The sequence below is a fragment of the Labilithrix luteola genome, from assembly GCF_001263205.1.
In the GTDB taxonomy this organism is placed as follows: Bacteria; Myxococcota_A; Polyangia; order Polyangiales; family Polyangiaceae; genus Labilithrix; species Labilithrix luteola.
In genome coordinates this window covers 1,647,986-1,672,176 of the sequence record NZ_CP012333.1, presented here as the reverse complement: position 1 = coordinate 1,672,176, position 24,191 = coordinate 1,647,986, and the positions used below count along the sequence as shown (strand labels likewise).

The 24,191-nt window shown below is 65.0% G+C and carries 29 protein-coding genes and 1 pseudogene; 26 read left to right on the top strand and 4 right to left on the bottom strand.

What is annotated here, in order from left to right; all coding sequences use genetic code 11:
- The first annotated feature begins 57 nt into the window (after positions 1–57).
- From AKJ09_RS07610 to AKJ09_RS07575, 8 genes are all read left to right on the top strand, one after another.
- Positions 58–906: a GvpL/GvpF family gas vesicle protein gene (locus tag AKJ09_RS07610; protein ID WP_146646524.1), complete on the top strand. Its 849-nt coding sequence runs from the start codon at positions 58–60 to the stop codon at positions 904–906.
- On the top strand, positions 903–1,268 hold the full coding sequence (locus AKJ09_RS07605; protein ID WP_146646523.1) for a gas vesicle protein: 366 nt from the start codon (positions 903–905) through the stop codon (positions 1,266–1,268). Before AKJ09_RS07610 ends, AKJ09_RS07605 begins: the two co-directional genes overlap by 4 nt.
- Positions 1,268–1,918 carry a GvpL/GvpF family gas vesicle protein gene (locus tag AKJ09_RS07600; protein WP_146646522.1) on the top strand — a complete coding sequence of 217 codons (651 nt, stop codon included), beginning with the start codon at positions 1,268–1,270 and terminating at the stop codon, positions 1,916–1,918. Before AKJ09_RS07605 ends, AKJ09_RS07600 begins: the two co-directional genes overlap by 1 nt.
- Complete coding sequence (locus AKJ09_RS07595; protein ID WP_146646521.1) at positions 1,915–2,361, top strand: gas vesicle protein K; 447 nt, start codon at positions 1,915–1,917, stop codon at positions 2,359–2,361. The genes AKJ09_RS07600 and AKJ09_RS07595 overlap by 4 nt, the downstream gene beginning before the upstream one ends.
- A 523-nt stretch (positions 2,362–2,884) precedes the next feature.
- Positions 2,885–3,349: a hypothetical protein gene (locus tag AKJ09_RS52770; RefSeq protein WP_169927354.1), complete on the top strand. Its 465-nt coding sequence runs from the start codon at positions 2,885–2,887 to the stop codon at positions 3,347–3,349.
- Between the two features lie 136 nt (positions 3,350–3,485).
- Positions 3,486–4,019: a gas vesicle structural protein GvpA gene (gene gvpA / locus AKJ09_RS07585; protein WP_146646520.1), complete on the top strand. Its 534-nt coding sequence runs from the start codon at positions 3,486–3,488 to the stop codon at positions 4,017–4,019.
- A 75-nt stretch (positions 4,020–4,094) separates the two neighbouring features.
- Positions 4,095–4,874: a GvpL/GvpF family gas vesicle protein gene (locus tag AKJ09_RS07580; protein WP_146646519.1), complete on the top strand. Its 780-nt coding sequence runs from the start codon at positions 4,095–4,097 to the stop codon at positions 4,872–4,874.
- Entirely contained in the window at positions 4,871–5,122 is a 252-nt protein-coding gene (locus tag AKJ09_RS07575) for a gas vesicle protein GvpG (RefSeq protein WP_146646518.1), read from the top strand. The genes AKJ09_RS07580 and AKJ09_RS07575 overlap by 4 nt, the downstream gene beginning before the upstream one ends.
- Here the strand turns inward: AKJ09_RS07575 and AKJ09_RS07570 are convergent.
- The gene (locus AKJ09_RS07570; RefSeq protein ID WP_205633631.1) at positions 5,097–7,055 is read right to left on the bottom strand and encodes an ArsA family ATPase; all 1,959 of its coding nucleotides are present in this window, start codon (positions 7,053–7,055) and stop codon (positions 5,097–5,099) included. The genes AKJ09_RS07575 and AKJ09_RS07570 overlap by 26 nt on opposite strands.
- A gap of 156 nt (positions 7,056–7,211) precedes the next feature.
- Between AKJ09_RS07570 and AKJ09_RS54165 the strand changes: the two genes are divergently transcribed.
- From AKJ09_RS54165 to AKJ09_RS07535, 8 genes are all read left to right on the top strand, one after another.
- On the top strand, positions 7,212–9,413 hold the full coding sequence (locus AKJ09_RS54165) for a hypothetical protein (RefSeq protein WP_240488409.1): 2,202 nt from the start codon (positions 7,212–7,214) through the stop codon (positions 9,411–9,413).
- Positions 9,414–9,604: 191 nt separating this feature from the next.
- The gene (locus AKJ09_RS54160) at positions 9,605–9,904 is read left to right on the top strand and encodes a CsbD family protein (protein ID WP_205633629.1); all 300 of its coding nucleotides are present in this window, start codon (positions 9,605–9,607) and stop codon (positions 9,902–9,904) included.
- 1,043 nt (positions 9,905–10,947) lie between these two features.
- Positions 10,948–11,289 (top strand): hypothetical protein, encoded by a 342-nt coding sequence (locus tag AKJ09_RS07555; RefSeq protein ID WP_146646516.1) that lies wholly within the window; start codon positions 10,948–10,950, stop codon positions 11,287–11,289.
- Between the two features lie 61 nt (positions 11,290–11,350).
- Complete coding sequence (locus AKJ09_RS07550) at positions 11,351–11,830, top strand: serine/threonine-protein kinase (protein ID WP_146646515.1); 480 nt, start codon at positions 11,351–11,353, stop codon at positions 11,828–11,830.
- A complete protein-coding gene (locus AKJ09_RS07545; RefSeq protein WP_169927352.1) occupies positions 11,827–12,513 on the top strand; it encodes a protein kinase domain-containing protein in 687 nt (228 codons plus the stop codon). The genes AKJ09_RS07550 and AKJ09_RS07545 overlap by 4 nt, the downstream gene beginning before the upstream one ends.
- 293 nt (positions 12,514–12,806) lie before the next feature.
- Entirely contained in the window at positions 12,807–13,307 is a 501-nt protein-coding gene (locus AKJ09_RS07540) for a heavy metal-responsive transcriptional regulator (protein ID WP_146646513.1), read from the top strand.
- Positions 13,235–13,528: a four-helix bundle copper-binding protein gene (locus AKJ09_RS56530; RefSeq protein WP_476703283.1), complete on the top strand. Its 294-nt coding sequence runs from the start codon at positions 13,235–13,237 to the stop codon at positions 13,526–13,528. The genes AKJ09_RS07540 and AKJ09_RS56530 overlap by 73 nt, the downstream gene beginning before the upstream one ends.
- Positions 13,529–13,699: 171 nt before the next feature.
- Positions 13,700–14,101: a hypothetical protein gene (locus AKJ09_RS07535; RefSeq protein ID WP_146646512.1), complete on the top strand. Its 402-nt coding sequence runs from the start codon at positions 13,700–13,702 to the stop codon at positions 14,099–14,101.
- 19 nt (positions 14,102–14,120) lie between these two features.
- Here AKJ09_RS07535 and AKJ09_RS07530 read toward each other — a convergent pair whose 3' ends face one another.
- Both AKJ09_RS07530 and AKJ09_RS07525 read right to left on the bottom strand, forming a co-directional pair.
- A complete protein-coding gene (locus AKJ09_RS07530; protein ID WP_146646511.1) occupies positions 14,121–14,351 on the bottom strand; it encodes a hypothetical protein in 231 nt (76 codons plus the stop codon).
- A gap of 483 nt (positions 14,352–14,834) precedes the next feature.
- Positions 14,835–15,539 (bottom strand): hypothetical protein, encoded by a 705-nt coding sequence (locus AKJ09_RS07525; RefSeq protein ID WP_169927351.1) that lies wholly within the window; start codon positions 15,537–15,539, stop codon positions 14,835–14,837.
- Positions 15,540–15,611: 72 nt separating this feature from the next.
- Here AKJ09_RS07525 and AKJ09_RS07520 point away from each other — a divergent pair, with 72 nt between their 5' ends.
- The 7 genes and pseudogenes from AKJ09_RS07520 (at position 15,612) to AKJ09_RS54155 (ending at position 21,848) form a co-directional block, all read left to right on the top strand.
- Positions 15,612–16,127 carry a hypothetical protein gene (locus AKJ09_RS07520; RefSeq protein WP_146646509.1) on the top strand — a complete coding sequence of 172 codons (516 nt, stop codon included), beginning with the start codon at positions 15,612–15,614 and terminating at the stop codon, positions 16,125–16,127.
- A 34-nt stretch (positions 16,128–16,161) separates the two neighbouring features.
- A complete protein-coding gene (locus AKJ09_RS07515) occupies positions 16,162–17,850 on the top strand; it encodes a serine/threonine-protein kinase (protein ID WP_146646508.1) in 1,689 nt (562 codons plus the stop codon).
- A 1,213-nt stretch (positions 17,851–19,063) separates the two neighbouring features.
- On the top strand, positions 19,064–19,780 hold the full coding sequence (locus AKJ09_RS07510) for a hypothetical protein (RefSeq protein ID WP_146646507.1): 717 nt from the start codon (positions 19,064–19,066) through the stop codon (positions 19,778–19,780).
- A gap of 319 nt (positions 19,781–20,099) precedes the next feature.
- The gene (locus tag AKJ09_RS07505) at positions 20,100–20,408 is read left to right on the top strand and encodes a hypothetical protein (RefSeq protein WP_146646506.1); all 309 of its coding nucleotides are present in this window, start codon (positions 20,100–20,102) and stop codon (positions 20,406–20,408) included.
- Between the two features lie 13 nt (positions 20,409–20,421).
- Positions 20,422–20,577, top strand: a pseudogene (locus AKJ09_RS07500) (hemerythrin domain-containing protein); the annotation flags it as partial.
- A 79-nt stretch (positions 20,578–20,656) separates the two neighbouring features.
- Positions 20,657–21,019: a cupin domain-containing protein gene (locus AKJ09_RS07495; RefSeq protein ID WP_146646505.1), complete on the top strand. Its 363-nt coding sequence runs from the start codon at positions 20,657–20,659 to the stop codon at positions 21,017–21,019.
- An 88-nt stretch (positions 21,020–21,107) separates the two neighbouring features.
- Positions 21,108–21,848 carry a hypothetical protein gene (locus tag AKJ09_RS54155; protein ID WP_205633627.1) on the top strand — a complete coding sequence of 247 codons (741 nt, stop codon included), beginning with the start codon at positions 21,108–21,110 and terminating at the stop codon, positions 21,846–21,848.
- A 118-nt stretch (positions 21,849–21,966) separates the two neighbouring features.
- On the opposite strand, the gene AKJ09_RS07480 is transcribed toward AKJ09_RS54155, so the two are convergent.
- The gene (locus AKJ09_RS07480) at positions 21,967–22,134 is read right to left on the bottom strand and encodes a DUF1328 domain-containing protein (RefSeq protein ID WP_146646504.1); all 168 of its coding nucleotides are present in this window, start codon (positions 22,132–22,134) and stop codon (positions 21,967–21,969) included.
- Positions 22,135–22,478: 344 nt separating this feature from the next.
- On the opposite strand from AKJ09_RS07480, the gene AKJ09_RS07475 reads away from it, so the two are divergent.
- From AKJ09_RS07475 to AKJ09_RS07465, 3 genes are read left to right on the top strand one after another with little or no spacing between them, the layout of a single operon-like run.
- Positions 22,479–22,901 carry a DUF2786 domain-containing protein gene (locus tag AKJ09_RS07475; protein WP_169927350.1) on the top strand — a complete coding sequence of 141 codons (423 nt, stop codon included), beginning with the start codon at positions 22,479–22,481 and terminating at the stop codon, positions 22,899–22,901.
- A gap of 49 nt (positions 22,902–22,950) precedes the next feature.
- Positions 22,951–23,733 carry a PfkB family carbohydrate kinase gene (locus AKJ09_RS07470; RefSeq protein WP_169927349.1) on the top strand — a complete coding sequence of 261 codons (783 nt, stop codon included), beginning with the start codon at positions 22,951–22,953 and terminating at the stop codon, positions 23,731–23,733.
- Positions 23,734–23,763: 30 nt separating this feature from the next.
- Complete coding sequence (locus AKJ09_RS07465; RefSeq protein ID WP_146646501.1) at positions 23,764–24,180, top strand: hypothetical protein; 417 nt, start codon at positions 23,764–23,766, stop codon at positions 24,178–24,180.
- The last annotated feature ends 11 nt before the right edge of the window (positions 24,181–24,191 follow it).

Here is a 24,191-nt window from a genome sequence, read left to right as displayed (position 1 = left end):
CGATATGCGTTTGCATCTCGGCTTTGCGAGCGCGCGCCGGCGGAGCCTTGAGGCGACATGGACCTCGTCTTGGATGCCAGCACGAGCGCCACGTACGTCTATTGCGTCGTGAAGGCAGCTCCTCGTAATCCCACGTCCATGAGCGGGCGCGCGCCGACGGTTGGCCGCTTGCCCAAAGGGCTCTGTGGGACGGGAAAGCCGCGCATACTCGATGCCGGCGACGGTTATTACCTGCTCGTCACGAGCGCGCCCTTGTCTCTCTATGGCGGAGCCGTCATCGACGCTCAGCTTTCCGATCTCGATTGGGTAGTGGAGCGCGCGAACGAGCACGAGGCGCTGGTCGAGCACGCGACGCGCTTGGGTACGGTCGTGCCAATGAAGCTCTTTACGCTCTTTGGCAACGACGAGCGTGCCTTGACGCACGTTCGCAAGATGAAGAGGACCCTCGAACGCGTCGTCGAACAGATCGCCGGATGTGAAGAGTGGGCGCTCAGGGTTCTTTTCGACCCGACGCGTGCCGCGAGCGCCGCGAGCGCCGAGACTCCGTCGAAGAAGCGCGCCGTGCACCAGGATCGCGGCTCGTCGGACAAGTCCGGGACGAGCTTCTTGCTTGCCAAGAAGGCGGCCGACGAAGAGCGGCGTCATGCGGGGGCTCACGGCGCCGAGGTCGTCGAGGACCTCTACGAGCGACTCGAGAGCCTCGTACGAAGCGCTCGCACTCGCGAATCCGCGAATGGCGATCTCGCAGAGCATATCGTGCTCGACGCTGCGTTTCTGGTCCCTCACGCGTCCGTCAGAAAGCTCGTCTCCCTCGTCGAGCGTGCGGCGAAAGCGATCGTCGACGATGGCTTCGACGTGAGCCTCAGCGGGCCATGGCCAGCGTATAGCTTCATCGAGGCGCGATGAGCACGCGGGGGCGGAGCCCGACTCGGCGCGCGCGGCCGGCACGCCACGCCCCCCCGCAGGAGCCCGTCCGGAGGCAACGTGGGCTCGATGCGCGCATCCAGGGACCTCGCATTCTCGAGGGAATCGATGCATCGCTTCTCGACATCGTCGACCACGTCCTCACGAAAGGCATCGTTCTCAAGGGCGATGTGGTGCTCGGAGTTGCCGACATCGAGCTCATCTATCTTCAACTCTCGGCCGTGCTCTGCGCCTTCGACCGCATCGCCGGGCCGTCGGCCGGCACGAGGCACCGCGCAGCGAACAAGCCCACAGTCGTTCGCCGTCCCTTGGCCGGCAAACCTGATCGACGACGTGCCCCTTGATGTACATGTACGCACTCATCGACCAGAGGCCGGCGCGGCGAGAGCTGCTGGGGAGGGGCATGCGGCGAAAGCCCTTGTCCCTCGTTCGAGCGGGCAAGACGTACGTTGTCGTCGAGCAAGGCGATTCATGCGAAGCCACGGCGCCGGCACTCGTTGCCCATGACCGCGTGGTGCGACGTCTTTCGCGGCTTCTTCCTGCCGTCCTCCCGCTACGGTTCGGGACCGTCGCCGATGGACCCGAAGCGATCCGGGCGCTGATCGCTCCCTTGGCCGAGCCGCTCGAGCGCGCCTTCGAACGCGTTCGGGGAGCGGTCCAATTCACGTTGCGCGTGAGCGGATTGCCCGCTTCTCCGCCGCCGCTCGATCCTCGCCTCGGTCCAGGCGCGCGTTGGCTTGCGGGACGCGCCGCGCGCTACACGGTGCCCGAGCTCGCGAGCGTGACGAATGCAACGCGACCATTCGTGCGAGCGCTGCGGGTCGAGCGCCGCGATGATCCTCCAGGGCTTGCCGACGTCTACCAGCTCGTGGCCCGTGACGATGTGCGGAGGTGGCGTGCCGCGTTCAGGCGTTCGCTGCTTGCACTGCCTTCGGGCATCCGCGTCACGATGACTGGACCTTGGCCGGCGTGGTCCTTCGCGGAGCTCACATGAAAAAGTCTCGCCCTGCGCCGGAGCCCCGAAAGCGGGGCGCTCGTGTGCGGAAGGCGCCGGTCGCGCGTGGACGATCGCGAGCGTCCAAGGCACCCGCGCTCGGTGGCGCCGAGATTCACGAGCTCCGTGGAAGCGAAATCGAAGCGCTGCGGGCGGAGGTGAAGAAGAAGCGCGCCGAGCTTTCGCGCTGGAATCCAGATCCCGAAGACGTTCAAAAATCGGTCGCGCAGCTGGTGCTCGCGTTGGTCGAGTTCCTGCGAAAGCTCCTCGAGCGTCAAGCAATCCGGAGAATGGAAGGGCAGTCCCTCGACCCTGAGGAGATCGAGCGCATCGGTCTCGCGCTCATGCGCCTGGAGGAAACCGTGCACGAACTCGCGGCGCGTTTCGGGCTGACTCCAGAGGAGCTGAACCTCGATCTCGGGCCTCTCGGACGATTGACGTAAGGCAAGGGCAGGGGGCGCGGGCCGCGAGCGTGACACCATTTCGCTCGCGGGGCGAGAGGGCGAGAGGGGGGCGGTCGGTGCGCGCTGGCTGCCTCGGCCTCGCCATCCTCGGCGAAATGAAAAACTCGATTCACCGCCATCGATCTCTGGTCACGCTCTGGTCGCACGGCAGCTGCCCTTGTTCGGCGCGACAGCGGGCTCGCTTGGTACACCCGATGCACAATGGGGGCCCTTTGACGCAGAGAGCTGAGACGCTGAGAGCGCCGAGGTAGAAGGAACGATCTGAGTATTTGATGTCTGTCCTCCGCCTCGACGATCGGCGCCACGGGTCCAGGAGGGTAAAGACGTGGCTGACCGAGCAGGTACTCACGTACACGGTGTCCCGAAAAACTCGAAAGCGAAGACTCCGCAAACCCTACAGGGGGCAGGCCGTCACCTGGCAGGGGTCGCTTCGACCGCGCCGAGATCTCCTGAGCCCATTACCAAGCCGATTTCCAAGACGGCTGCGCCGGCCGCGAAAGCCGTGCAGCAGGCCGCGACGACCGGACTGAACGCGACCAAAACGGCGGCGTCCACGATGAAGAGCCAGGCGGGAGCGGCGACCACGACCGCGGCGTCGACCATGAAGACCGCGGCGTCGACCGCAACCAAGACCGCGACCGCCGCGCCGAAGAGCGCGGTGGGAACGGCGGCGAAGGCTGCAGGGACCGCGACGAAGACGGCGTCGACGGCAGCGAAGGCCGCGACCCAAGTGGCGGATCGTGCCGTCGCCGGTGCTAGCCGCCCCATCGGCGTGACCGCCCCTCGGCTCACTCCGATCGTTTCCAAGGTGACGGGGGGCGCCAAGAGCGTCCTGTCGACCGTACGTGCACGCGTCGCCACGAGCTCGATTCTCGACTGGCTTCGCGCCCTCGTGCGTCGCGTCGTGGCGTTCGTGAAGGAGCTTTTCCAAGAGGACCAGTCGGAGGTCCCCGCTCCCCCTGCTTGAGCAAGGCAGTTGGAAAGACACTGCCCTTCCGATTTCCAAACGACGAAACAACGAACCGCGGGCATCGACGCACGTGGTTGCTCGGTATGAAAACCCTTTGGTGGCGACAAGTCGCCGAGATCTTCAGAGGTAAGCCATGAACGTTTCAGCTTCTGCGGGCGGCGGAGGAGGCGTAACGCGCTCGAACCCGGGCGGCGGCACGCTGGCCGACATTCTCGATCGCGTGCTCGACAAGGGCATCGTCATCGAAGCGTGGGCCACCGTCTCGCTTCTGGGAATCGAGATTCTCGGCGTCAAAGCCCAGGTTGTCGTGGCATCGGTCGAGACGTATCTGAAGTACGCAAACTTGATTGCCGGCGGTGGACAAGCGGCACAAGCGTCGTCCGCACCTGAAATCAAATCTTCCGAGGCTCCGTCGCGTGAGCCCGCGGCGAAGGCACCTGCATTGACGGAAAAGCCACAACCCTCCCATCGGTTGCCGTCGGAGGACGAGCTCGTCAAGTACCTGACCGAGCATTCCCACGGTCTGGGGCTCGATCAAATGGGGGAGCACTTTCATGTGCCTCCGGAACAGCTCGAGGCAGCGGTCGTTCACCTGGTCGAGGAGCACCGCGTTCGCAAGGATGAGGCGCGCAAATTGTTTCTTCCCGTCGGCGGGAGGAAGGTGTGAGCGGCCGCAATCATCCACCATCCACCGACGCGAAATTGAAATAGGCGAACGAAGAAACGAAGATTGGAGGAGCCCATGGCAACGCCCGCGGAGTCGATCACGGGGACCTACATTTATTGCGTAATGCCTACGCCCGGGACGGAGGCGGTAGACCCGGCGACGCTCGGCAAATCGGTCGGCGCTTCGGAGCCGGTGCGGGTCTTGCGCAGCAACGGTTTGGCCGCCATCGTGAGCGATGCGGTGCGCGATCAGTACGATCCGAGTCGTGCCAATATCGGCGCGCACGAGCATGTCGTACAAGGAGCGTTCGAGCGAGGCGATGTTCTCCCGGTGCGATTCGGTACCGTTGCCCAGAACGACGACACTGTCCAACGCTTCTTGCGCGATAACCACTCCAGCCTTCAAAAGTCGCTCGAAGGGCTACACGATCGTGGCGAGATGGTGCTCAAAGCGACGTGGGATCAAAATGCCATCCTCAAGGAGCTCCTCGCCGGCAACGAAACGATCCGTGCGATGCGTGACGAGATCGCGTCGCGTCCCGAAGCAGAGACGTACGATCAACGCATCGAGCTCGGGCGCATGGTGAGCGAGGCGATCGAGGAAGAACGAAAGAGGCTGGCCGACCTCGTGGTCGAGCGGCTCCGGCCCAAAGCCGCCGATACCGAAGTGCATCAACTGCTGTCCGAGACGATGGTCGTCAACGCAGGGTTTCTGGTCGAGCGCAATTCGATGGAGGCCTTCGACAAGGAGGTCGGTGCGCTCGGCGAAGAGCTCCGCGGGAAACTGAATTTCAAGTACGTGGGACCGTTGCCCCCGTATAGCTTCGTCAGAATCAACGTGCCCAAGGAGGGATGATGATTCTGGGGCTCCTGACGAACGTACTCCTCGCGCCCGTCACGGGGCCGATCTACGGCGTCCGCTTCGTTTTGAATGCCCTCAAGACGCAGGCCGAGACCGAGCTCGAAGGCCAAGAAAAGCACCTGCAGGAGGAGCTCGTGGCGCTCAACATGCGAATGGAGCTCGGACAGATCTCGGAGCCCGAATTCGAAGAGCAGGAGGCGACGCTCTTGAAGAAGCTCAGAAACTTCCGCGCGGGTCAGTAAACCAAGCCGAACCCCATCGGGCGAGTGCATTGGCCCCGCGTGGCCCAGGATAGATGGCCCGTGCCTTCACGAGCTGCTTCGAGCGAGTCTGCGAGACGGCCAGCTTCGAAAGCTCGACGAGCTCCGAGCGCTCGACCTCCACCGCCGCGTTGCACCGGCCGCAACCCGGTTCGGTGACGGCATTGACGAGAATGGCTGCAAGCGGGACTTCGAGCTCCTTCAACTTGCGTACGAGCCGTGCCGTCTCGAGCCGGGGAAGAATTGCGGGGCGCGTCACGGCGACGAACGCGGCGCGCGTCGGGTCGGTCAGCAGTGCCATGAGGCCCCGGAGCTGGTGTGCGAAGTCGGTGAGGTCGCTAGCGAAGTCGCCGAGGCCGACCACGTTGCGGTACTTGAGCACCACCACCATGAGCGCGTGTACCCACTCGAGCGCCTTGGCAGGCAGCTCGAGCAACCGAAGCGTGTGCCCTGTTGGTGCAGTATCCGCGATGACGAGGTCGTAACGCGCGGGCGGAGACAGCGCTTCGGTGATGGTGACGAGAGCGAGCAGCTCGTCGATCCCGGGCGGCGCGAGGTCGAGAAGATCCTCGAGCACGATCCGGTCGTACGATGCACTCATGTTTCCTCGGAAGATCGAAGAGAAGAGGTCATCGATAGCGCTCCGATAGCGTTCGCGCTGCGAAGCCCACGCGCGAGCCGCGTCGAGCTCGCGTGCGACGAGGTTGGGCGGGGCACCCGGCACGGGCTGCTCGTCGTCCGACAGCTCCGCCGCGAAAGCATCCCCGAGCGAGTGGGCCGGATCGGTGGAGAGCACGAGGACCCGATCGCGTGGCCGCTCCTCGGCCAGAGCGAGCGCTGCCGCCGTCGCCGCCGATGTCTTTCCGACGCCGCCCTTCCCACCGAAGAGCACGAGTTCGGCGGACGGAGAGATGGGCAAACAGAAGCCGCGTGCGCTCTTTGCGGCCGCGCCTGGGGCAGGTCCGGATGGCGGTGTTGGGGGCTCCTCGGCGTCGCGAGCGGCGAGTGCGAGCTCGAGCAACGCTCGAGGACCACGCGGTTCGACGAGCAGCGCCGGCATCTCGATGACCCGGGCACCCGCAAAGGTGCGCGCGAGGTAGAGCCGCCACGTCCGCTCCTCCGAAACGCGCGGCGTGCATCGAGCGCAGGGGCGGTCGGGGACGGGCCAAACGCGGTTGACGACGACCACCGCGAGCGCAATTCCGAGCTCGGCCATCGCCTCGGCCGCATCCTCCGACTCCCGGACGGGTAGCTCTTCGGGAAGGGTGACCCAGGTGAACGACGCGCGCGAGCGATCGGTGAGGATGGCGTGGAGCTCGGCGGCTTCGCGAGCGATGTCGTCGATGACCTCGTCGGCGGCGTCGGGCGCCCACGCTCCACCGAGGCTCGTCGTGAGAAAGCGATGTTTCTCGTGCATGTCGTTGAGTACCTGCGCCAAGCGAGCGAGGGTCTCCGGCATCTCGAGCAGGCGCAACGTATGGCCCGTGGGGGCCGTGTCGACGATGACCTCGTCATACGGGTGAGCCTTTGCCAGGCGCAGCAGCTCGATGAGCCCTACGAGCTCGTCGACGCCCGGAAATGAGAGCGACAGCATTCGGTCGATGTCTTCGTCGTCGAGGTAGGTGCCTCTCGAGGCGATGGTGTGGAAGGCCTGGTCACGGACTCGGAGCCAGCGTCCCAACGCGCGATCGGCGTCGAGCTCGGTGGCGTAGAGCTCGCCACGAGCGCCGTGGACCCGTCGCGCGTCGGGGCCGAGCTCGACGGCGAGTGCATCCGCCAGCGAATGAGCGGGGTCGGTCGAGACGACGAGCACTCGCGAGCCTTCGCTTGCGGCGCGCACGGCGGCGGCCGCAGCGCATGTGGTCTTGCCGACTCCGCCTTTGCCTCCGCAGAAGGAGAGCCGCGGCGGTGTCACCGCGTCATCCACCCCGTGCTCCATCACCTGGGGCACTGTGCACACGGAGTCGTCGCCCGGAAGACCGCGACGAAACGCGAACCGAGCGCGTGTATTGACGCGGCGCGTTTGATGCTTCGACGGAGACGCACGGGTGCACGCCCGAGGAGGCGCTTCATGCTCGACGACGTCATTCGTTCAGGCGCAGAGGCAACGCTCACCTGGCTCGGTACGAAAGATCCGGGCCTGAAGCAGCTCATCGACAAATCGTACGGCTGCGCCGTGTTTCCTGCCGTCGGTCGTGCGAGTGCTGTGCTCGGCTGTTCACGCGGTCAGGGCGCGGTCTTCGAACATGGCAAACCGATCGGGTTTGCAACCGTGACCCAATTGACCCTCGGCGTGCAGGTTGGCGGTGAGACCTACAGCGAGCTGCTCATCTTCTCGAACAAGGAGGCGCTCGAGGCCTTCAAGAAGGGCAAGCTGGCCTTCGCCGCGAACGCTTCGGCAGTCATCGTCAAGGCGGGCGGGACCGGCACGACCGACGTCAGCGGTATCGTCGCGAAGGCCTATCAGCGCGGGGGAATGCTCCTCGAGTTGTCCCTTGGGGGGCAGAAGTTCAACTACTTCAAGCACCTCGGCAAATCGAAAAAGCGGGGAAAGGGAGCCAAGGGCGAGGAGGAGTCGCGCCTTGGTGCCGGAGCTCACGGACGGAATGGCGAACAGGAAGAGCAGCAAGCAAAGCAGCGCATGACCGAGGGCGCTGAAGCGGTCGCCGAACAGCACGGAGAAGAGGAGATCGAGGCGAAGCGCGCCGAAGGGGCCCCTCCGCAAGGTACGGGGAACGGAGGGGAGCAGGTCCACGCGGCCGAAGGCGAAGAAGTCGACCCACCCGAAGATCCGCAAGGAGAACGGCAAGACGATCCCGTCGACCCGCCAGGCGAGAACGCCGACGATCCGCCGGGCGAGGGATCGAACGAGAACACCCGCGTCGCCCGCGCGGCGGGTTCCCGCGGTTCGCACGACGGTCATACGGAAGCAGAAGTGGCGGAAAAAGATCCTCATCACAACGGTGGAGGGAACGGGGCCACGAGTCTTCGACAACGCCTGCAAGGGCGGCTCAAGGGCTCCGGACGGAAGCTCGTTGGCAACATCGCTCACTTTGTCTCCGAGCATGGTGCGCCGCATGGGCTCGACCGGATCGGTTCTTCGATCGCCGCGAAGCGTCACCCGAAACTGATCGGGAAGCCACTCGCCCTCCTCCACAAGGTCGGGGATGCGGCGACCGGACTCGCGAAGGAAGCCAAGATTGGCCCGACGCTGAGCGACGAAGTCGACGCCGCCGTCCGCCGAATGGTCGAGCATGATCCTGGGATCCGGGGCCTGCTCGATCGCGCGTATGGCTATGCAGTATTTCCTATGGTCGGAAAGGCCTCAGCGGTCCTCGGCGTCGGATATGGGCGCGGAGAGGTGTTCGAGCGCGGTCAGATGATTGGATATGGGGCGGTGGTGCAGGTGCTGCTCGGCGTTCAAGTCGGCGGGCAAACCTACGACGAGCTCATCGTCTTCGAGAACGCGGGAGCTCTCGAGCGCTTCAAGAGCGAGAACCTGGCATTCGCGATGAATGCGTCGGCCGTGCTCGTCAGAGCCGGCGCGGCGGCGACGACGAACTATTCGTCTGGAACGGCGGTGTTCATCCATCCCGAAGGCGGCATGGCCTTCGAGCTCTCACTTGGAGGGCAGAAGTTCATCTACCGGAAGAAAGGCATGGGCGCCCCTCCACCGAAGTTCCTGAGGGGTGGAGACTTCTTGAAGCAGGGAGCTTCTCGACCCGAAGGCGCAGAGGCCCAGCCAGCCGAGTCTCGAGGCGCCGAGGAAACTGCGGAAGCGCAGAGCGGCGAACCCGAGCCTCAGGAGGCCGAGGAAACCGCCGAAGCGCAGAGCGCCGAACCCGAGCCTCAGGAGGCGGAGGAAACGGCGGAAGCGCAGAGCGCCGAGCCCGAGGAGGGCGTGGAAGAAACCGCGGAAGCGCAGGGCGCCGAGCCCGAGCCTGAGGAGTACGAGGAGGAACCTGCGGAAGCGCAGAGTGCCGAGGCCGAGGAGTATGGGGAGGAACCTGCCGAAGCGAAGGGGGCCGAGGCCGAGGAGTACGAGGAGGAACCTGCCGAAGCGCAGGGGGCCGAGGCCGAGGGGTACGAGGAGGAGCCTGCCGAAGCTCAGAGCGCCGAGCCGGAGCCCGAGCCTGTAGAGACGCGCGAGGCGCAACCGCGAAGACCGCAGCCACGAAGTCCTACGCCGCGAGGTGGCACCACCAAACCGGAGCGCACTCCAAAAGCGGGCAAGCCGATGACGCATGCGCCGAGCAAGGGCGGCCGCACGTAGTTCGGTCCCCACTGCGCATCCGCGCTCCCCTGAGGCGAGAATGCGGCGAAAGTCTTCGTCTTCCGCTTTTGCGATTTACCAATTCAGCGTGCAATTCGCCCACGGGCCATTCCGCGACTGCGGCATTGCGGATGCAATTGGCTCGGCGAACAGTAGCGCCAATTCGGTGCTCGAAACCAGGAGCTCGAGTCATGGGAATCGCTGGATCGCGAACGGAAGGGACGAGCAAGAAGCTCGGAGGCAAAATTCAGAAAGGTATTGGCAAGGCCACTGGCAACAAAGAGATGGAGTCCAAAGGCCGCGCCAAGGAGGTCGAAGGTAGAATGGAGGAAGAAGCCGCAAAGCTCTCTGGGCGCGCGAAGGCGACCATGGAGGAAGCGAGCGGCATCGCGAAACAGGGCATTGGCGCCGCCATCGGAGACGAGGAGTTGAAGAAGGAAGGCGCTGTCATGCAGAAGAAGGGTGAGTTGCGCCATAAGTTCAATCGGTAATCTTGCGCCCCCGTACCCCACTCGTTCGTAACGAGCTCAGAAGTGGGCCATATGCCATCGCTCACGGAGGCGGGCTTGAGGTACGAACGAATGGGACGTGGGGGAGAAGGAAGCAGGCACCGGAGTGCTTCAAGGACGCGATTCCCCTGAGAGCGCCTCCTTGCGCGCGAGCGGCGTGCTTACCGGTTCGGCGCTTCGAGCAAACCTGCACATGATCACGGCTCAAGGCCGCATTGGAGCTCGACGGCAGCGAGTCCCGAGGCTGGTCAGACTCGCGACCAGTGCGCGCAGATGGTCGCTCGGCGCACTGAACCTCGCGTGTCGGTTGCTGGATTGTGAGTGCAGCGGTCGTCGTCGTCGGAGCGGTCGCCGGCATACCCGCAGCCGGGAAATGGGAATGGGAAATGACAGGACGGACCAAGCGACCGCTTCGGGCGCACTGCTGCGGGTGCTAGTCTTCGCGTGAGCGCCTGGAGCATGGCGCGACCTTCATGAGCGACGACTCAGGCCAAGAGCGTTCTCCGTTTGCACTCGCGCCATCCGCGCGTCCGCCCTCGATTCATGGCGTTCGCATGCAAGTGCGTGTCCCGCCGCCGCCCCGTACGGAGAACCTCGAGAGCGTCTTACAGACGGCGACTTGTGCACCGCTTGAACCGTCCGAAGCGCCTGAGCGCGAACCCGTCACCATCCCACACTGCAGCGAGCCGCCGGCACCCGCGCCCTTGTCGCAGTCATCCTTGCCGCCCGCTCATGAGTCGGACGGCCCGCCGCCATCGAAGGTGCCAGTGCCGTCTGCTCCGGTCATTGCTCCGGTCGTGATGCCTGCGCTCGGCCAACCAACTCGAGGAGGGAGGCGCCTGTTCCGATTCGCGTCGATCGCCATCGGCGCTGGGGTACTCGCGCTTGTCGCGATCGTTGGAAAGGGACTCGCTGGCGCTCGCCACGTACAGCCATCCTCGGCTCGAGCGGATGAGCACGCAGCGGTATCGCCATCAGCGTCGTCCGGCGAAGCGGCGGCGGTACCGACGGCGAGCGCCCTGGTCGTGGCTAGTCGCGAAGCGCCCTCGGTGCCCGTCGCGTCGGCGTCCGCCAGCGCATCACCGAAGTCAGCCTCCACCACGAAGCCTTTCGACAGCGAGCGCGCACACGCGGCGCTGGCTGCACTCGTTCCGAAGCTCGCCCCCTGCAAGCTTGCCAAGGGAAGCGCGTGGAGCGTGAAGGTCACGTATGCGCCTGACGGCCATGTCCTATCCGCCGTGCCGGTTGGCAAGCATGCGGCAGCGCAGAGCGCGTGTGTTTCAGCACCGCTGAAGAAGGCGACCATCGCTCCGTTCGCCGGGCGGCCGACGCCGTACGTCTTCAACTTCGTTGCCGGGAGCAAGTGACATGCGCGTCACGAGCTTCTGTCTACTGAAGCGTTGGGCCTCTCTGTAAGGTCTCGAGCGGATGGCGTCGTCACCAGAGTTGCCCAAAGTAGGTGAGACGGTCGCCGATCGATTCGAGCTCCGGCGGGTGCTCGGCGAGGGCGGCATGGGCATCGTCTATGAGGCGTTCGACCATCGCGGCAAGCGGCCGTGCGCGATCAAGGTTCTGTTCCCGCACTATTGTGACCAGCCGCAGGTCATCGCCCGCTTCGACCGCGAAGCTCGGATCACCGCAAAGCTCAAGGGCTCGAACGTCGCACGTGTGTTCGACGTAGGCGTGCTTCCTAGCGGTGTGCGTTTCATCGCCATGGAGCTTCTCGTCGGAAGAGATCTGGCGATGGAGCTCCAAGAGCGCGGCCGCCTTCCGGTAGCCACCGCTGTAGACATCGCGATTCAAGCAGCGCAGGCGATGGACGAAGCGCATGCCCTGGGGGTCGTCCATCGCGACATCAAGCCGAGAATCTGTTTCTGGTCACGGGCTCGGCGGATCGCTCCGTCGTGAAGGTGCTGGACTTCGGCATCTCGCGACTGATCCATGGCGACGAACACCTGACGAAGGATTTTGCGCCGCTCGGCACGATGCTCTACATGTCCCCCGAGCAGATCGAGGCCGCCTCGCGCGTCGACAGGCGCACCGATGTGTGGTCGCTCGGCGTGGTGCTCTACGAGATGCTTGTGGGGCGTCCGCCATTCGAAGGGGAGGGCACCGGCGTCCTCGTCGCCATCGTGACCCGCGCCGTCCCGCCACCATCGACCTTGCTCGACAACGTTCCGCCGGGGCTCGAAGCCGTCATGATGCGTGCCCTCGAGAAGTCGGCCGATGCGCGCTTCCAGAACATGGCGGAGTTCGCTCGCGCGCTCTCTCCGTGGGCGCCCGTCGGAAGCACGTATCGCAGAGGCCGCTCTCGGAAGCGCGTGGCGCTGGTCGGCGTCGGCGTCGCTGCCGCCATCGGCGTCGCGGCAGTTACGCTGAATGCCCGCTCGACGATGCCGCTCAACGACAGCAGCATGTCGGCGGTGCCGACCCCATTGCCGTCCGCCCCCACTACGAGCGCCTCCTTGGCGGCGTCAGCTTCGCGGCCTCCGTCGACAGCGGCGTCGACGCGACGAGCGCCCGCGACTCGTGGCTCTCAGACGCCTCGCGCAGGTGCGCAGCCGTCCGCGAAGACCACGAAGCGTCCGTGATTCTAAGTTCGCGACGTCGATGTGACTGAAAGCAGTGGTGGAGGCGCCGTGAATCGAACCCGCTTCGCGGGGGGGCACGTCGGGGGGCAAGAAGCCTCCCTCAGGCCGTTCGCTTCCGGTCGTTGAAGCCTCTCGGTATGAGCGCCGGTGGCAGCTCCTCTCCTCTCTCCTCGGCACCGGCGCCCGAGAGTCGCTCGACGGATGTCGTTGGCCGTCGAGCGGCTCGACCTCCTCGTTGAGCCTGATCAGAAACCCTTGACCCTGTAGTCGAGTACAGCCCCCATACTCCCGGCATGAGCGACGAGACCTTCACGATCGGCACGCTTGCGAAGCGTGCGGGGGTCAACGTTCAGACCGTCCGCTACTACGAGCGCATCGGCATCCTCCCGAAGCCGGGCAGGGCCAAAGGCGGCTACCGCCGCTACGGAAACGACGCTGTGGCTCGGCTCCAGTTCATCCGCCACGCCGGTCGTTTGGGCTTCACGTTGACCGAGACGAAGGAGCTTCTCGCCCTTCGAGCACGGCAAGGCGCCCCATGCGGGACGGTCCGTACACGAGCCGAAGAGAAGCTGGCAACGATCGAACGGAAGCTAGCCGAGCTGAAAGAGCTGCGGGATGCCGTGGCCCAGCTCGTCCGCACATGCTCCGGCAACACGGCTGTTGAGCACTGCTCCATTCTTGCGGCTCTCGGTGAGCCGGAAGTTCAGAAAGGGAAGTCACCATGTCCGCCACCGCCACGTCGTCCTGCCTCTCGTGTGTCGAGGCGTGCGAACGCTGCATCGAAGACTGTCTAGCCAAGGATGCGACCGCTCACGCGGCGTGCATCCGTGCTTGCCGTGACTGCATCGACGCCTGCCTTCTGTCAGCGCAACTCGAAGCTCGAAACAGCCCCCTCGCCGCCGAGGCAAAGAAGCTCTGCAAGCTAGCCTGCGAAGCCTGCGCAAAGGAGTGCGCCAAGACGGGCTGTTCTTCTTGTGCGACGGCCTGCCAGAGCTGCGCTACCGCCTGCTCGTGAACGTCCGGCCATAGCCGCGTCAACCCATCGGAAGGCGACTAGAAAGGCAAGTCGGCGCTCCTCGCCCTCCAGAGGAGGCCCTAGAAGGGATCATTGAAGCAGCAGGCCAGCCGCCTTTGGAGGAAAACCTGATCTTTGCCTCAGCCGCATAGCCGACTATACGAAGTCGGTATGAGCCTTCAAAACACGATCGAGAGCCTTGCGTCATCCTTCGCTACGAAGATCCTCGCGGCCCTCCGTGAAGCGAACCTTACCGAGCTGGCCGACATTGCGGGCGACGAGGTTGGCAACGGGCGAGCCGTTAAGGTGACCTCGGTGCCGAAGGGCAAGGGCGGTCGCCTTCAACGCCGCTCGACTGACGATCTTGCCGAGATGGTCGAGCGCATTGCCGGACTCCTCGCGAAGGAAGTCGCCGGGCTCCGTGCCGAACAGATTCGCGAAGCGCTCGGCGTCGAAAAGAAGGAGCTTCCCCGTCCGATCCAGGAAGGTCTTGCGTCAGGCCGGTTCGCCAAGAGCGGTCAGAAGCGCGCCACCGTGTACACCCTGGGCAAGGGCAAGAAGGGGAAAAAGTAGCGCCCGGGCCTCTCGTGGGCTACCGCACCGTCGTCTCCAGTCGCGCGATGAGTGCGGCTTCACGTTCGTCGCGTACGTAGACCAGCACTTCGCGTCCGTCCGAATCGACTTCGTGTAGCGGTTCGCCTTCCCAACCGAGATGGGTTGGGATGGTCACTTCGGCCGCGATGGCTGCGGGAACGCGAACTTGGAGCGGTTCGGAGTGGAACGCCGCTTCTGCTTCTTCAGGGCAGCCGATTGATGAGAGCACGGAGCAACTTCCTTCCGCCACTGGGCCGATGGAGGACGCAGGCCCCAAGCAAGTACGTCCTCTATCGGTGCCGCCGGATCCTTGAAGGCTCCGCCCTCCCCGAGACTGATCAGGGGCGGCTCGATTTAGATACCGAGAGCTGACAGCACTCTTCGTCGCAACCGGCGAAACGTCCCGGCAATCAATGTGGGGATCTAGGACCGGGCGTGATCAGTTACTGCCGTCGCGTCTCAGAGGAGACCGGGGGCGGAGCGCTGCTACTGACGGCCGGGCTCACGCTCGACACTGGAGCCGGAGTCACCGGAGGCGGCGCGCAGCGCGACTGGCTCGGTGCCTCACTCCGCTCGCTCTCGCCCGCGGGTCACGTCGTCATCCCACCTGGCGCAAGCCGCGGCGTCTCTCCGTCAACGACATCCAGCGGGATCCGCCGCGTCGAGTGGCGCCTGGCTACGGAACCTTTCCGTATCCGCGCGCATGAAGCGGCTATTGCAGGGTCGAGACTTCCATCGCGGCGCAATCCAGGCCGTCTGCGCAGGCAAAGTGAACCGCGTCCAGGGCTTGTTGGATGCACGAGAGCCGCGCCGCGTCGTCGTCGATCCCCCTTTCCCTTAGCTCGGTCGCGCAACCGTCCGTGAACCTCACTTCCAGAGAGGTCTCGTTCGGCAGCCCACCGCACTTTTGCACGAGCTTGTTGAACTGGTCGTTCAGCAATTCCTGAGGGGTGACGAGACCCTGAGGATCGCAGGGTTTTGTCTCGCGCTCGCTGCAAGCGAGTGCGTCAGCGCCAAGCTCGATCACCTTCACTATGTTGCCCGAGAGTCCGCACTCCAGTCGATCGAGCGCATACGTCGCCTGCCAGTACGGGCCGTATTGCGGATCGTCGATGCAGCGCGCGAGCTTGCGATAGGTTTCGTCGCCCGGATAGAAACACGCCATCCCGGGCTTAGCGCAGCAAGTGCCGCCAGTCGGCATCAAGGTCGGGCAATCAGTGGTCTCGCCGCCGGTGGGCATGCCCCCATCGATGCAGCGCTCCACTGAGTCAGCTTCGCCGCCCACGCCCGCACCGCCGCCAGCGCTGATCGACCCGGATCCGCCGGAAGAGGCAGAGCCGGGGTCGGCGCCGCCGCTGCTGGTGCTGCAGGCGACAGCGCACGCAAGAAAGCCCATGCCAACGAGGAGCACCCGCACGCCGTCACAATACCAGGGTGCCTTGCGGAGCCCACAAGCCCCAAGTTCGGCTTTCGACCCGGAACGGTTGGTTTGGAGAAAAGGGCCGCGCGGCTCGGCAACAACTTCGCGCTACGCGGCGTGACGGTGAAGCAGAACATCACCGTCGTCGGAAACAACGCCACTCTCGTTCTCTGCGCGGTCGACGGTGACCTTCACATCGAAGGAAGCAACTCCGTGGTCGCCGAGTGCAGCGTTGGAGGTTCGCTGAGTATCGTTGGCAACAACTCTACGGTCGTGGGCAATCGGGTGGCGAAGACGATCGAGGTCGTGGGCGACAACACCTCCTGTGACGGTAACGTCGCGTGGGCAGACGCCAACGCCAATCACGTCTTCGAACCAGGCGAGGGCGGGGCAGGCATCGCCTGCAGGGCCAAAGCGAAGGAATCCGCAAGCGCGAACGGTCGCGGCGCGCACCTTGGCCCCGCGGAGCGGCCCTCCGCGGGGTGGCAAGCGGAGCGACCGGTTGCGCCTCCTCGCATTGTCGGTTTTGGCGACCGCCGCTCTGCGCGTGTGAAGAAGCGACGAAGACACGCTCGCGTGTGTTGACACTCGAGGCCATTCACGAACAATCCGAAACTGGATGACTCTCGAAGAAGTCGGGCGCAAACGCCTTGGAACGACGATCCGCGACAAGTGGGTCGTCGAGCAGCTCATCGGTGTCGGAGGGATGGCGAGCGTGTACGTCGCGCGCCACAAGATCGGGCGACGCGAAGCCATCAAGATCCTCCACGCCGACATTGCCAAGTCGGACCAGCTTCGCGCCCGCTTCGACCAAGAAGCCCTCGCCGTGAACTCCTTCAGGCATCCCGGCGTCGTCGAAGTTCGCGACGTCGATGTGACCGAGGACGGCGCGCCGTTTCTGGTGATGGAGCTCCTCGAGGGCGAGTCGCTCAGCGAGCGCATTCGGCGCGAGCCTCCGCTCACCGAGCCTGAGGTCCTCCGCCTGGCGCGGGACGTTCTCGACGTCCTCGTCGCGGCACACGACCAGCACATCGTCCATCGCGACATCAAGCCGGACAACCTGTTTCTGCTCCGCGATGGACGAGTCAAGGTGCTCGACTTCGGCATCGCGCGGATGCGTTCCGGACTCGGCATCGCGCCGCGGACGCAAGCGGGAGTGACGCTCGGCACGATGGCGTACATGCCGGCGGAGCAAGCGAAGGGACAGGAGATCGACGGACGAGCGGACATCTACGCGGTCGGCGCAACGATGTTTCGGATCCTCGCGAGGCGCATCGTGCACGACGTCTCGACCGACGCCGAGCTCGTGATGAAAGCGTTCTCGGAGGCCGCCCCTCGACTCGTCACCGCGGCGCCGAACGTTGCCGCCAACGTCTGCAGCATCGTCGATCGCGCGCTCGCCTTCGATCGCGACGATCGCTACCCGAACGCCGCGACCATGCGCGACGACATCGATGCGGTCCTCCTCGGAAAGCCACCGGTCTATGCGAGCTCGGCTGCGCCACTGCCAGAGCGCGCCGCATCGTCGTTCTCGTTCGGGGCCGCGTCGCCCGCGAAGAATGCGCCCCGCGACGCGGCAACGTTCGTTCCCAAAGCAAAGCAGACGCCTCTCGCGGTGCCCGACGTCGTCGCGTCACCCGCTGCGCCCGTTGTCTCCCCGTCGCCCATCGTCGGCGGCGGAACACTCTCCGGACCGGCAGCGCCGTCGGTCGGGGCACACGGTGCGGCTACGCGCGTTGGCCACGCGCCCGAGGTGGCGCCCACACTTTTCGCGGCCGGTGGATTGGTTCCTTCGATGGCTTTGCCCTCGGGGATACGCGGTGCGGCTACGCGCGTTGGTCACCCGCCTGACGTGGCGCCCACCCTTCTCGCTTCTGGTGGCCTGGTGCCTTCCGCGGCCTTGCCGTCACTGCGCCGCGACGGTGCGCCGGTCTCGTCCATCGGCGCAGCGCAGGTTCCTCCATCAACTGCGCAGCACGTCTCTCCCCCGGCCATGACCATGCTCTCGGCGCCCAGCTCCGCGAACCCAGTGCATGCACCGGCGCCCAGCGCTGGAGCCCCAGTGCAGGCAGCGACGACCCCACGCGTCTCCGGAGTGCCCGCAATGGTGATCGTCGGCGCTGTCGCCGCGATGGTGATCCTGGCAGTCGGCATCATCGGCGCCGTCCTGCTCGTACGAGGGAGCTCAGCGAGCAAGGACGAGCTCGATACGACGAGCGCCACGGTCGGAAGCGAACCGGGCTCGGGCCAACCGCCCGCGTCACGCTGGTCGAAGCCGGGGAAGCGCAAAGACGACAAGAGAAGGTGAACCCACCTCGGGCGGTGGCCCACGGTTGCATCGGATTTCGCGAGATTCGGGCAATCCGAGTTCTCCCACGGGCTGAGCACATTGCGATTGCCGGGCGTGGCGAAGTCGCAATTGACGTCCGGCCCTTTGCACGATCCGTCGTGCGCAATGGGCTCCTCTGCGCTGTTGGCCGCGAGGACGTCCAATCCGCTGCATCCACATCGAAGCTCTTCTCGGACCGATACCCGTGTTTCGTTAATCGCTCGATCCGCATCCAGCGACCTAGTGTCGCACCGAGATCGTCAATCGGGGAATCTCATCCGTGTGAAGACATGGGTTGGGCATGCGCCGATCTCCTGAGCGAGAGATCAAACGTTGCTATTCCAGTTATCGCCGACTCGGCCATCGGAGTAGAGTGCAGCGCGCCATGCAGAAGGCACTGTCTCGCTCACTCTCGTTCGTCGGAGCGGTCGCCGCGGCCTACGTCATGTTCGCGTGCGGAGGTTCTGTTGAGACGGTCGATGCGGGCGCGGATGCGTCCGGCGGTACGTCCGATCACTCGGAGCCGGACGCGAGTGCCTTACCGGTGCCGGTCGCTCAAACGCCGTGGCAGGACCTACCGACCACCGTTCACCCTGATCGCGCCGACTGTCTCGATCGTCCGGTCGGTGAATGCCCAGACGGGCCTTTCGCGTCTGATGGGCTCATCTTCGATGCCTATGTCGAAATGTGCGATCCCGGGCGGATAATCTGCGGACACATACCCTACGAATTCGACGAGAACGGTTGCCTCGCGGCGATTGGATGGTACCAAGGCGATGTTCGCGACCCGGAACTTCCGCGGTGTCTTGCCGTGGAGATTGCCAAGAAGCGGTGGCCATGCGCGCCCAAGAGTTTTTCGGTGTCGCTCGGGTCGTGCACCGTGAGGTAGCAGCGCTGGACCGTCATCTCGGCGCACGCATCCAATCGTGAAAGAGATTCGAGAGGACACTTGGACAACCGATTGCTTCATGGTCGCCAGACCGGAGTCGCCGGCCGGGTGATGCCGGCTCCGGGAAAGTCCGCTATCCTCCGAGAACGAGTCGCTCGCTTCCTGGTTTGCGGCCTTGTCACGCTGTCCGCTTGTGGCGGTGCCATTGACGACGGGACGCAGGGCGCCGGTCGAAAGGGCACGACGAACGCAGCCACGGCCCCGACCGGAGGCAGTTCGAACTCCGGCAGTTCGAACGGCGGCATGTCATCCTCGAACGATGGCGGAGGCACAGCGACGATGCCTCCGCCGCTGCCGGAAGGCGCCTGCCAACAGATGCGCCCGATCTTCGAAGACTTCGAGACGGCGCTCGACCCCTCGTGGGCGATGACCAACCCGTTCGGTCTGAACCTCGATACCACGCAGCCGCTTGCGGGGGCGCAGAGCCTCAAGGTGAGCTCGAAGGCTGGCGCGCAGCCCTATGTGACCATCCCGATCCCCTCGGTGTGCCGGCTCGAGATCACCTTGAAGGTACGGCCCACCGCGCAGCTCCTCGGCAGTGATCAGACGGACCTCCTACGCGTGAACGCGAATCCATCGTTCTATCACCTCGTCCTCCACAAGGACGGCACGCTGGAGTTTGTTCACGAATATCACGGGTGGCCGGGGCCTAGTGTCGGTCGGGGAACCAGCTACGGAAAACTGGTCCCGGAGAAGATAACCACGATCGTGCTGCTCATCGATGCCCGCGCAGGGCAATACACGGGATCGGCCACGACGGACGGCTTGCCGCCCGGCTACCTCTCGGGGCCTCGATGGCCGAGTCTACCATCACGTCGATCGACGTCGGCTCGGCGCCGGGCTGGAATGTCCACGTCGACTACGCCCCGGACTGGACGGCGTCCCCCTCCGGCGACTACTGGCTCGACGATCTCGCGCTGCGCTCGCTGTAGCGCCGTTCCGGACAACGGTTGCCGCTGACTGAACCCCGCGCGGCTTCGCTTCTCAATTGCAGTCATGACCAATGAGACCGGTCGGCTCGTGGCATCCGGTTTCACGGCAGCGCGAGCGGATTTCGGGCCGTCCCAGGCCGCGATGCGGACTCTCTTTCAGGCGATTCGGCTGGCTGTTATGAAGAATTCCTCGAGTTCCGCCCTGACGCCCGTGCTCATGCACGTCGGTCGAACTCGCTAGGGCGTTGGCGGACGCAGATCGCTGGCGTGAGCGGGTATGCCCCTTGCGACTTCGTCGCGACTTCCGACTGCGCTTCAAGCAGTGCCGGAAGAGAAGGAGGCGAACCATGGCGACGATCTCGGACAAGGGGGTTCAAACCAGTACCGGCACCGCTGAAGGCAAGGGCGGACCGCCCGCGACTCCAGGTGTGGGCTCTCCGATCACCAACGAGGCTTACAACGTCATCGCCGCGCTGCACTCGAAGCTCGAAGGTCTCGAGGCTTATCGCAAGTACTCGCGCGACGCGCAGGGAGACTTGTGGCGCGATCTCACGAACGCCGAGATCGGGTGCGTCAGCCGTCTGGTCGACGAACTGGAGCACATCGTGAAGGACGGCAAGCTGAGGATGGTCGAACCCGGCCGCGGCAAAGCCTGACGACCAATCGCGTCTCGAACGGATGCGAACGGCCGCCGAGCTCGCGGAGAACGTGGCGCCCACGAGGCCGCATGCCGGCATCGAATCGGCGGCTGCGAATCTGATCGCCGGTCCCTTCGCCTCGATGATGGACCGCGCGCGTGACGCGCTGGCTGCCAAGAAGAGCTGAACCCAACACGAGCCAAGCCGCAGGAGGCCATGTTGGCGCTCACCGATCGGCCAATGCCATCTGCCAGCTGGAGGTTGTCATGGGCGTCGATGACCAGAGCCATCAGGTTGGTACGAAGCTGCTCTTCGAGAACGATCGTATTCGTGTCTGGGAGCTCGTGCTGCAGCCGGGCGAGGCTTCACCCAGGCACGTCCACGAGGCTGATTACGTGTTCGTCCATTTGACGAAGAGCAAGATCGCGCTCATGCATGAAGGTGAGCCGGAGGAGACGAGCGAAGAGCCGGCTGGCTTCGTCCAGTACACGGAGGTCGGAGGCGGCATCCGCCACGCCATCAAGAACGTCGGCGAGACCGAGCACCGGGAGATCCTCGTCGAAATCAAAGGACCGAGTCGCGCGAATACTCCTCAAAAGCCGCAAACCAACGAGCGAGCGCAAGCATGACTGTCGGCGACTGCCGAGCCGACGCAGGCGCACGCATTGCATCCGTCCCGAGCGCTCGCCACGTGTTTCGAGAAATCAGGAGGACGTCATGGCTACGGCGGCAAAAACGACTACCGACCACGACGTGATTCGTCGATGGGTCGAGGCTCGCGGTGGGGCTCCTGCGCACGTCAAAGGAACGGGGCGTAGGCGCAATGATCCAGGAGTTCTACGCATCGACTATGAGGGGTTTTCCGGAGCGGAAACGCTCGAGGAAATCGGATGGGACACCTGGTTCGACGCGTTCGACCGCAAGCATCTCGCGTTCCTCTATCAGCCAAGAGGCCAGAGCCGCTTCTCGAAGCTCATCGAACGCGAAACGGAAACTGCAGAGTCGAGGACGACGCGAACGGGGAGCTCGACGAAAGCGAAGTCTGCCGGGAGCCGGAAGGGAACGGCTGCGTTGGCGACGGTCGATCACGACGTGATTCGGCAGTGGGTCGAGGCTCGCGGTGGATGTCCGGCCCACGTCAAAGCGACGGGGCGGCGTCGCAATGACCCTGGAATCCTGCGCATCGACTATCCGGAATTCTCGGGCCAGAAAACCCTCGAGGAAATGGAGTGGGACGACTGGTTCCAGGCATTCGACCGTCACCATCTCGCCTTTCTCTATCAACCGAAGGAAGAGAGCCGCTTCTCGAAACTCGTTGACCGCGACACGGTCGAGGGGAAGCTCGAGAGTCCGCGTGGCCGAAGCTCGACGAAGGCGAGCGCAGCACCCACACGCAAGCCGACGTCACGAGCCGCGAGCCGGCGGGGCTCCTTGAGTTCGCGCGGTTCGCGCGCCTGAACGTGGCGAATCCTCGGGACGGGACATTCCGCCCTCACGCGGCGCATCGCTCGGCTCGTGTCGCCGGACGATGCGCCGCCCCATGCGAGTGCGCCGTTCGAGGGCAACCTGAAGAAACCTAGAGCGCCGGCCGACGGCGGCCCGAGATCAGCGATATGGCTGCAAGAGCCAAGAAGACGACGAACAGAATCTTGGCAATTCCGGCAGCGCTCGCGGCAATACCGCCAAATCCGAGGAACGCGGCTATCAGGGCTATGACGAAGAAGACGACGGCCCAGTACATCATGATGACGTTCTCCTTGTGCGCGTAGAACGTCGAGCGCTGCGAACGGCGTGCCCGCGTCGTTGGCGCTCGGTACGCGGAACGCCCGCGCGTGCAAGCTGCCGACCTCATCGCGATGGCGACGGGCTGGCGTGAGCCGTGCGTTCGCCATCGAAGTGTTGCTCGTTCCTTCTGGGGGGTCTCTTCGCGCTTACGCTGCGTGCAGTCGCGACGGCATGGCTCGAACGCTGAGGCTGCCTTACGAGATCGCCCCTGCCATAGGACCACCGCCGGGCTTGCCGTCGGATGGTGCAGGGCGAAGCGGCCCGCTGTGGTATCTCGTGGACCCTCATGCAGGGCCGCGGCGAATGAGCAACATCGATCGGATCAAGAAGCTCATCGCGCTCTCGGGCTCGGCCAACGAGCATGAAGCACGATCGGCCGCGTATCTCGCGTGCAAGCTGATCCGCGAAGGCGCCTACGAGGTTGTCGATGCCACGACGACGAATCCCGTCGATCCGTGGGACGAGCTCTTTCGATCCGCGGCGTGGTCGTCTCGTGCACGTCGCCCGCAGCCGCGAGAGTCGCGCCAGCCTCCGCCGGAGGCGCGCCCGGTGCGGCGCGTCCCCAGCGAGATAGGATCCGCGAGGCGATCGGGGCTTTGCGCGGTGTGCCGGGAGGCCTTCGAAGAGGGGAGCGACGTTGCCTTTCCGATCCTCGCGGACGACGCGAACCTCGGAGCCGCGCATGCCGATTGCCGCTCGCGTTGGAGCGTTCCAGTCGATCCTTGAAGGAGCTGACGCCGGACGAGTTAGAATCGAGCCGTGGGATTGGAGCCCGATGTCGGTCCATTCTGAGGGGGACATCCTCATCGTCGGTCATGTGACGTGCGATCTCGTCGAAGGCCAGGAGCGGCTCGGCGGAGCGGCTAGCTATGCGACGCGCGCGGCGGTCGACAAGGGCCTCGCCGTCGACCTCGTCACCGCCGCTCCACCGGACTTCGAGCTCCTCGCACCGTTACTTCGGCACGCGAACGTGCGCGCGACTGTGGTTCCCTCCGAGCGCGCGACGTCGTTCAGCCTCTCGTACGAGGGGGACACGCGCGTACTCCGGCGCTTGGCGCGCGCCGCCGACATCGTCGAAATCCCCGCCGGGGCTCGCGTCGTGTACCTCGCGCCCGTCGCCGGCGAGATCGCGCCGTCGATTGCCGAGTCGATCGCCGACGCCTGCGTCGTCGTCGGCCTGCAAGGATGGATGCGGCGGTTCGACGACGACGGCCTCGTCCTTCCGATCGATCCGCCGCCCCTGCGTGGCGCGCGTGCGGTTGTCTTCTCGGAACAGGACCATCCTGATGCCGATGCACTGGCAGTACGGATTGCGCGTGACGTACCGGTCGTCGCACTGACCCGCGGATCACGCGGCGCCACGCTCTACATCGATGGATCCCCGCACGCCATCGCAGCGGCACCTGCCAACGAAGTCGACCCGACCGGTGCGGGCGACGTCTTCGGTGCCATTCTCGCCATCGAGCTTGGAGCCGGGCGACCTCCGATCGATGCCGCGAACGCCGCCGCCCTCGTCGCCGCACAAGCCGTGTCCCGCAAGAACGTCTTCACTCGCTGAGTCTCACCGCAGAACGGCTATTCTCCTCGCGTGACCAAGGACACCGTCGAGCGCCCGGCCGAGCCCACCGTTCAGTTTCTCAACGTCGACGTGGACGTCTCTGGGGTATTCGATCGAGCGGTGCTCTTGGCAGGCTTCGGTGACTCCATCGACGTTCTCTTCGACGGCGAAGCGAAATCGGGCGAATCGGTTGTCTCCTTCGAATTGCGCACCGCCACCCCGACGTTCCCCGACGTCATCTCCGGACTGATCGCTCTCGTTCGAGCATTGCCCGACGACGCTCGCGCCGCATGGGACGGCGCAAATCGACGTATTTTCGATATCGGCATCCAGGCTGGACTCCACCCTCATTCCTCGAACTGGAGCCTCACGACCGAGATCATGGCGGCCCTCGTGAGCATCGACGCCGAGGTGCGGATGACGGTGTACCGAGCGGCGGCCGTATGACGTGACCACTC

Excerpts from the sequence above, each read along its gene's own strand:
- AKJ09_RS07610 (WP_146646524.1), top strand. The coding sequence starts at position 58 with ATGGACCTCGTCTTGGATGCCAGCACGAGCGCCACGTACGTCTATTGC.
- AKJ09_RS07605 (WP_146646523.1), top strand. The coding sequence starts at position 903 with ATGAGCACGCGGGGGCGGAGCCCGACTCGGCGCGCGCGGCCGGCACGC.
- AKJ09_RS07600 (WP_146646522.1), top strand. The coding sequence starts at position 1,268 with ATGTACATGTACGCACTCATCGACCAGAGGCCGGCGCGGCGAGAGCTG.
- AKJ09_RS07595 (WP_146646521.1), top strand. The coding sequence starts at position 1,915 with ATGAAAAAGTCTCGCCCTGCGCCGGAGCCCCGAAAGCGGGGCGCTCGT.
- gvpA (WP_146646520.1), top strand. The coding sequence starts at position 3,486 with ATGAACGTTTCAGCTTCTGCGGGCGGCGGAGGAGGCGTAACGCGCTCG.
- AKJ09_RS07580 (WP_146646519.1), top strand. The coding sequence starts at position 4,095 with ATGGCAACGCCCGCGGAGTCGATCACGGGGACCTACATTTATTGCGTA.
- AKJ09_RS07575 (WP_146646518.1), top strand. The coding sequence starts at position 4,871 with ATGATGATTCTGGGGCTCCTGACGAACGTACTCCTCGCGCCCGTCACG.
- AKJ09_RS54165 (WP_240488409.1), top strand. The coding sequence starts at position 7,212 with ATGCTCGACGACGTCATTCGTTCAGGCGCAGAGGCAACGCTCACCTGG.
- AKJ09_RS54160 (WP_205633629.1), top strand. The coding sequence starts at position 9,605 with ATGGGAATCGCTGGATCGCGAACGGAAGGGACGAGCAAGAAGCTCGGA.
- AKJ09_RS07550 (WP_146646515.1), top strand. The coding sequence starts at position 11,351 with ATGGCGTCGTCACCAGAGTTGCCCAAAGTAGGTGAGACGGTCGCCGAT.
- AKJ09_RS07540 (WP_146646513.1), top strand. The coding sequence starts at position 12,807 with ATGAGCGACGAGACCTTCACGATCGGCACGCTTGCGAAGCGTGCGGGG.
- AKJ09_RS56530 (WP_476703283.1), top strand. The coding sequence starts at position 13,235 with ATGTCCGCCACCGCCACGTCGTCCTGCCTCTCGTGTGTCGAGGCGTGC.
- AKJ09_RS07535 (WP_146646512.1), top strand. The coding sequence starts at position 13,700 with ATGAGCCTTCAAAACACGATCGAGAGCCTTGCGTCATCCTTCGCTACG.
- AKJ09_RS07515 (WP_146646508.1), top strand. The coding sequence starts at position 16,162 with ATGACTCTCGAAGAAGTCGGGCGCAAACGCCTTGGAACGACGATCCGC.
- AKJ09_RS07510 (WP_146646507.1), top strand. The coding sequence starts at position 19,064 with ATGTCATCCTCGAACGATGGCGGAGGCACAGCGACGATGCCTCCGCCG.
- AKJ09_RS07505 (WP_146646506.1), top strand. The coding sequence starts at position 20,100 with ATGGCGACGATCTCGGACAAGGGGGTTCAAACCAGTACCGGCACCGCT.
- AKJ09_RS07495 (WP_146646505.1), top strand. The coding sequence starts at position 20,657 with ATGGGCGTCGATGACCAGAGCCATCAGGTTGGTACGAAGCTGCTCTTC.
- AKJ09_RS54155 (WP_205633627.1), top strand. The coding sequence starts at position 21,108 with ATGGCTACGGCGGCAAAAACGACTACCGACCACGACGTGATTCGTCGA.
- AKJ09_RS07480 (WP_146646504.1), bottom strand. The coding sequence starts at position 22,134 with ATGATGTACTGGGCCGTCGTCTTCTTCGTCATAGCCCTGATAGCCGCG.
- AKJ09_RS07475 (WP_169927350.1), top strand. The coding sequence starts at position 22,479 with ATGAGCAACATCGATCGGATCAAGAAGCTCATCGCGCTCTCGGGCTCG.
- AKJ09_RS07470 (WP_169927349.1), top strand. The coding sequence starts at position 22,951 with ATGTCGGTCCATTCTGAGGGGGACATCCTCATCGTCGGTCATGTGACG.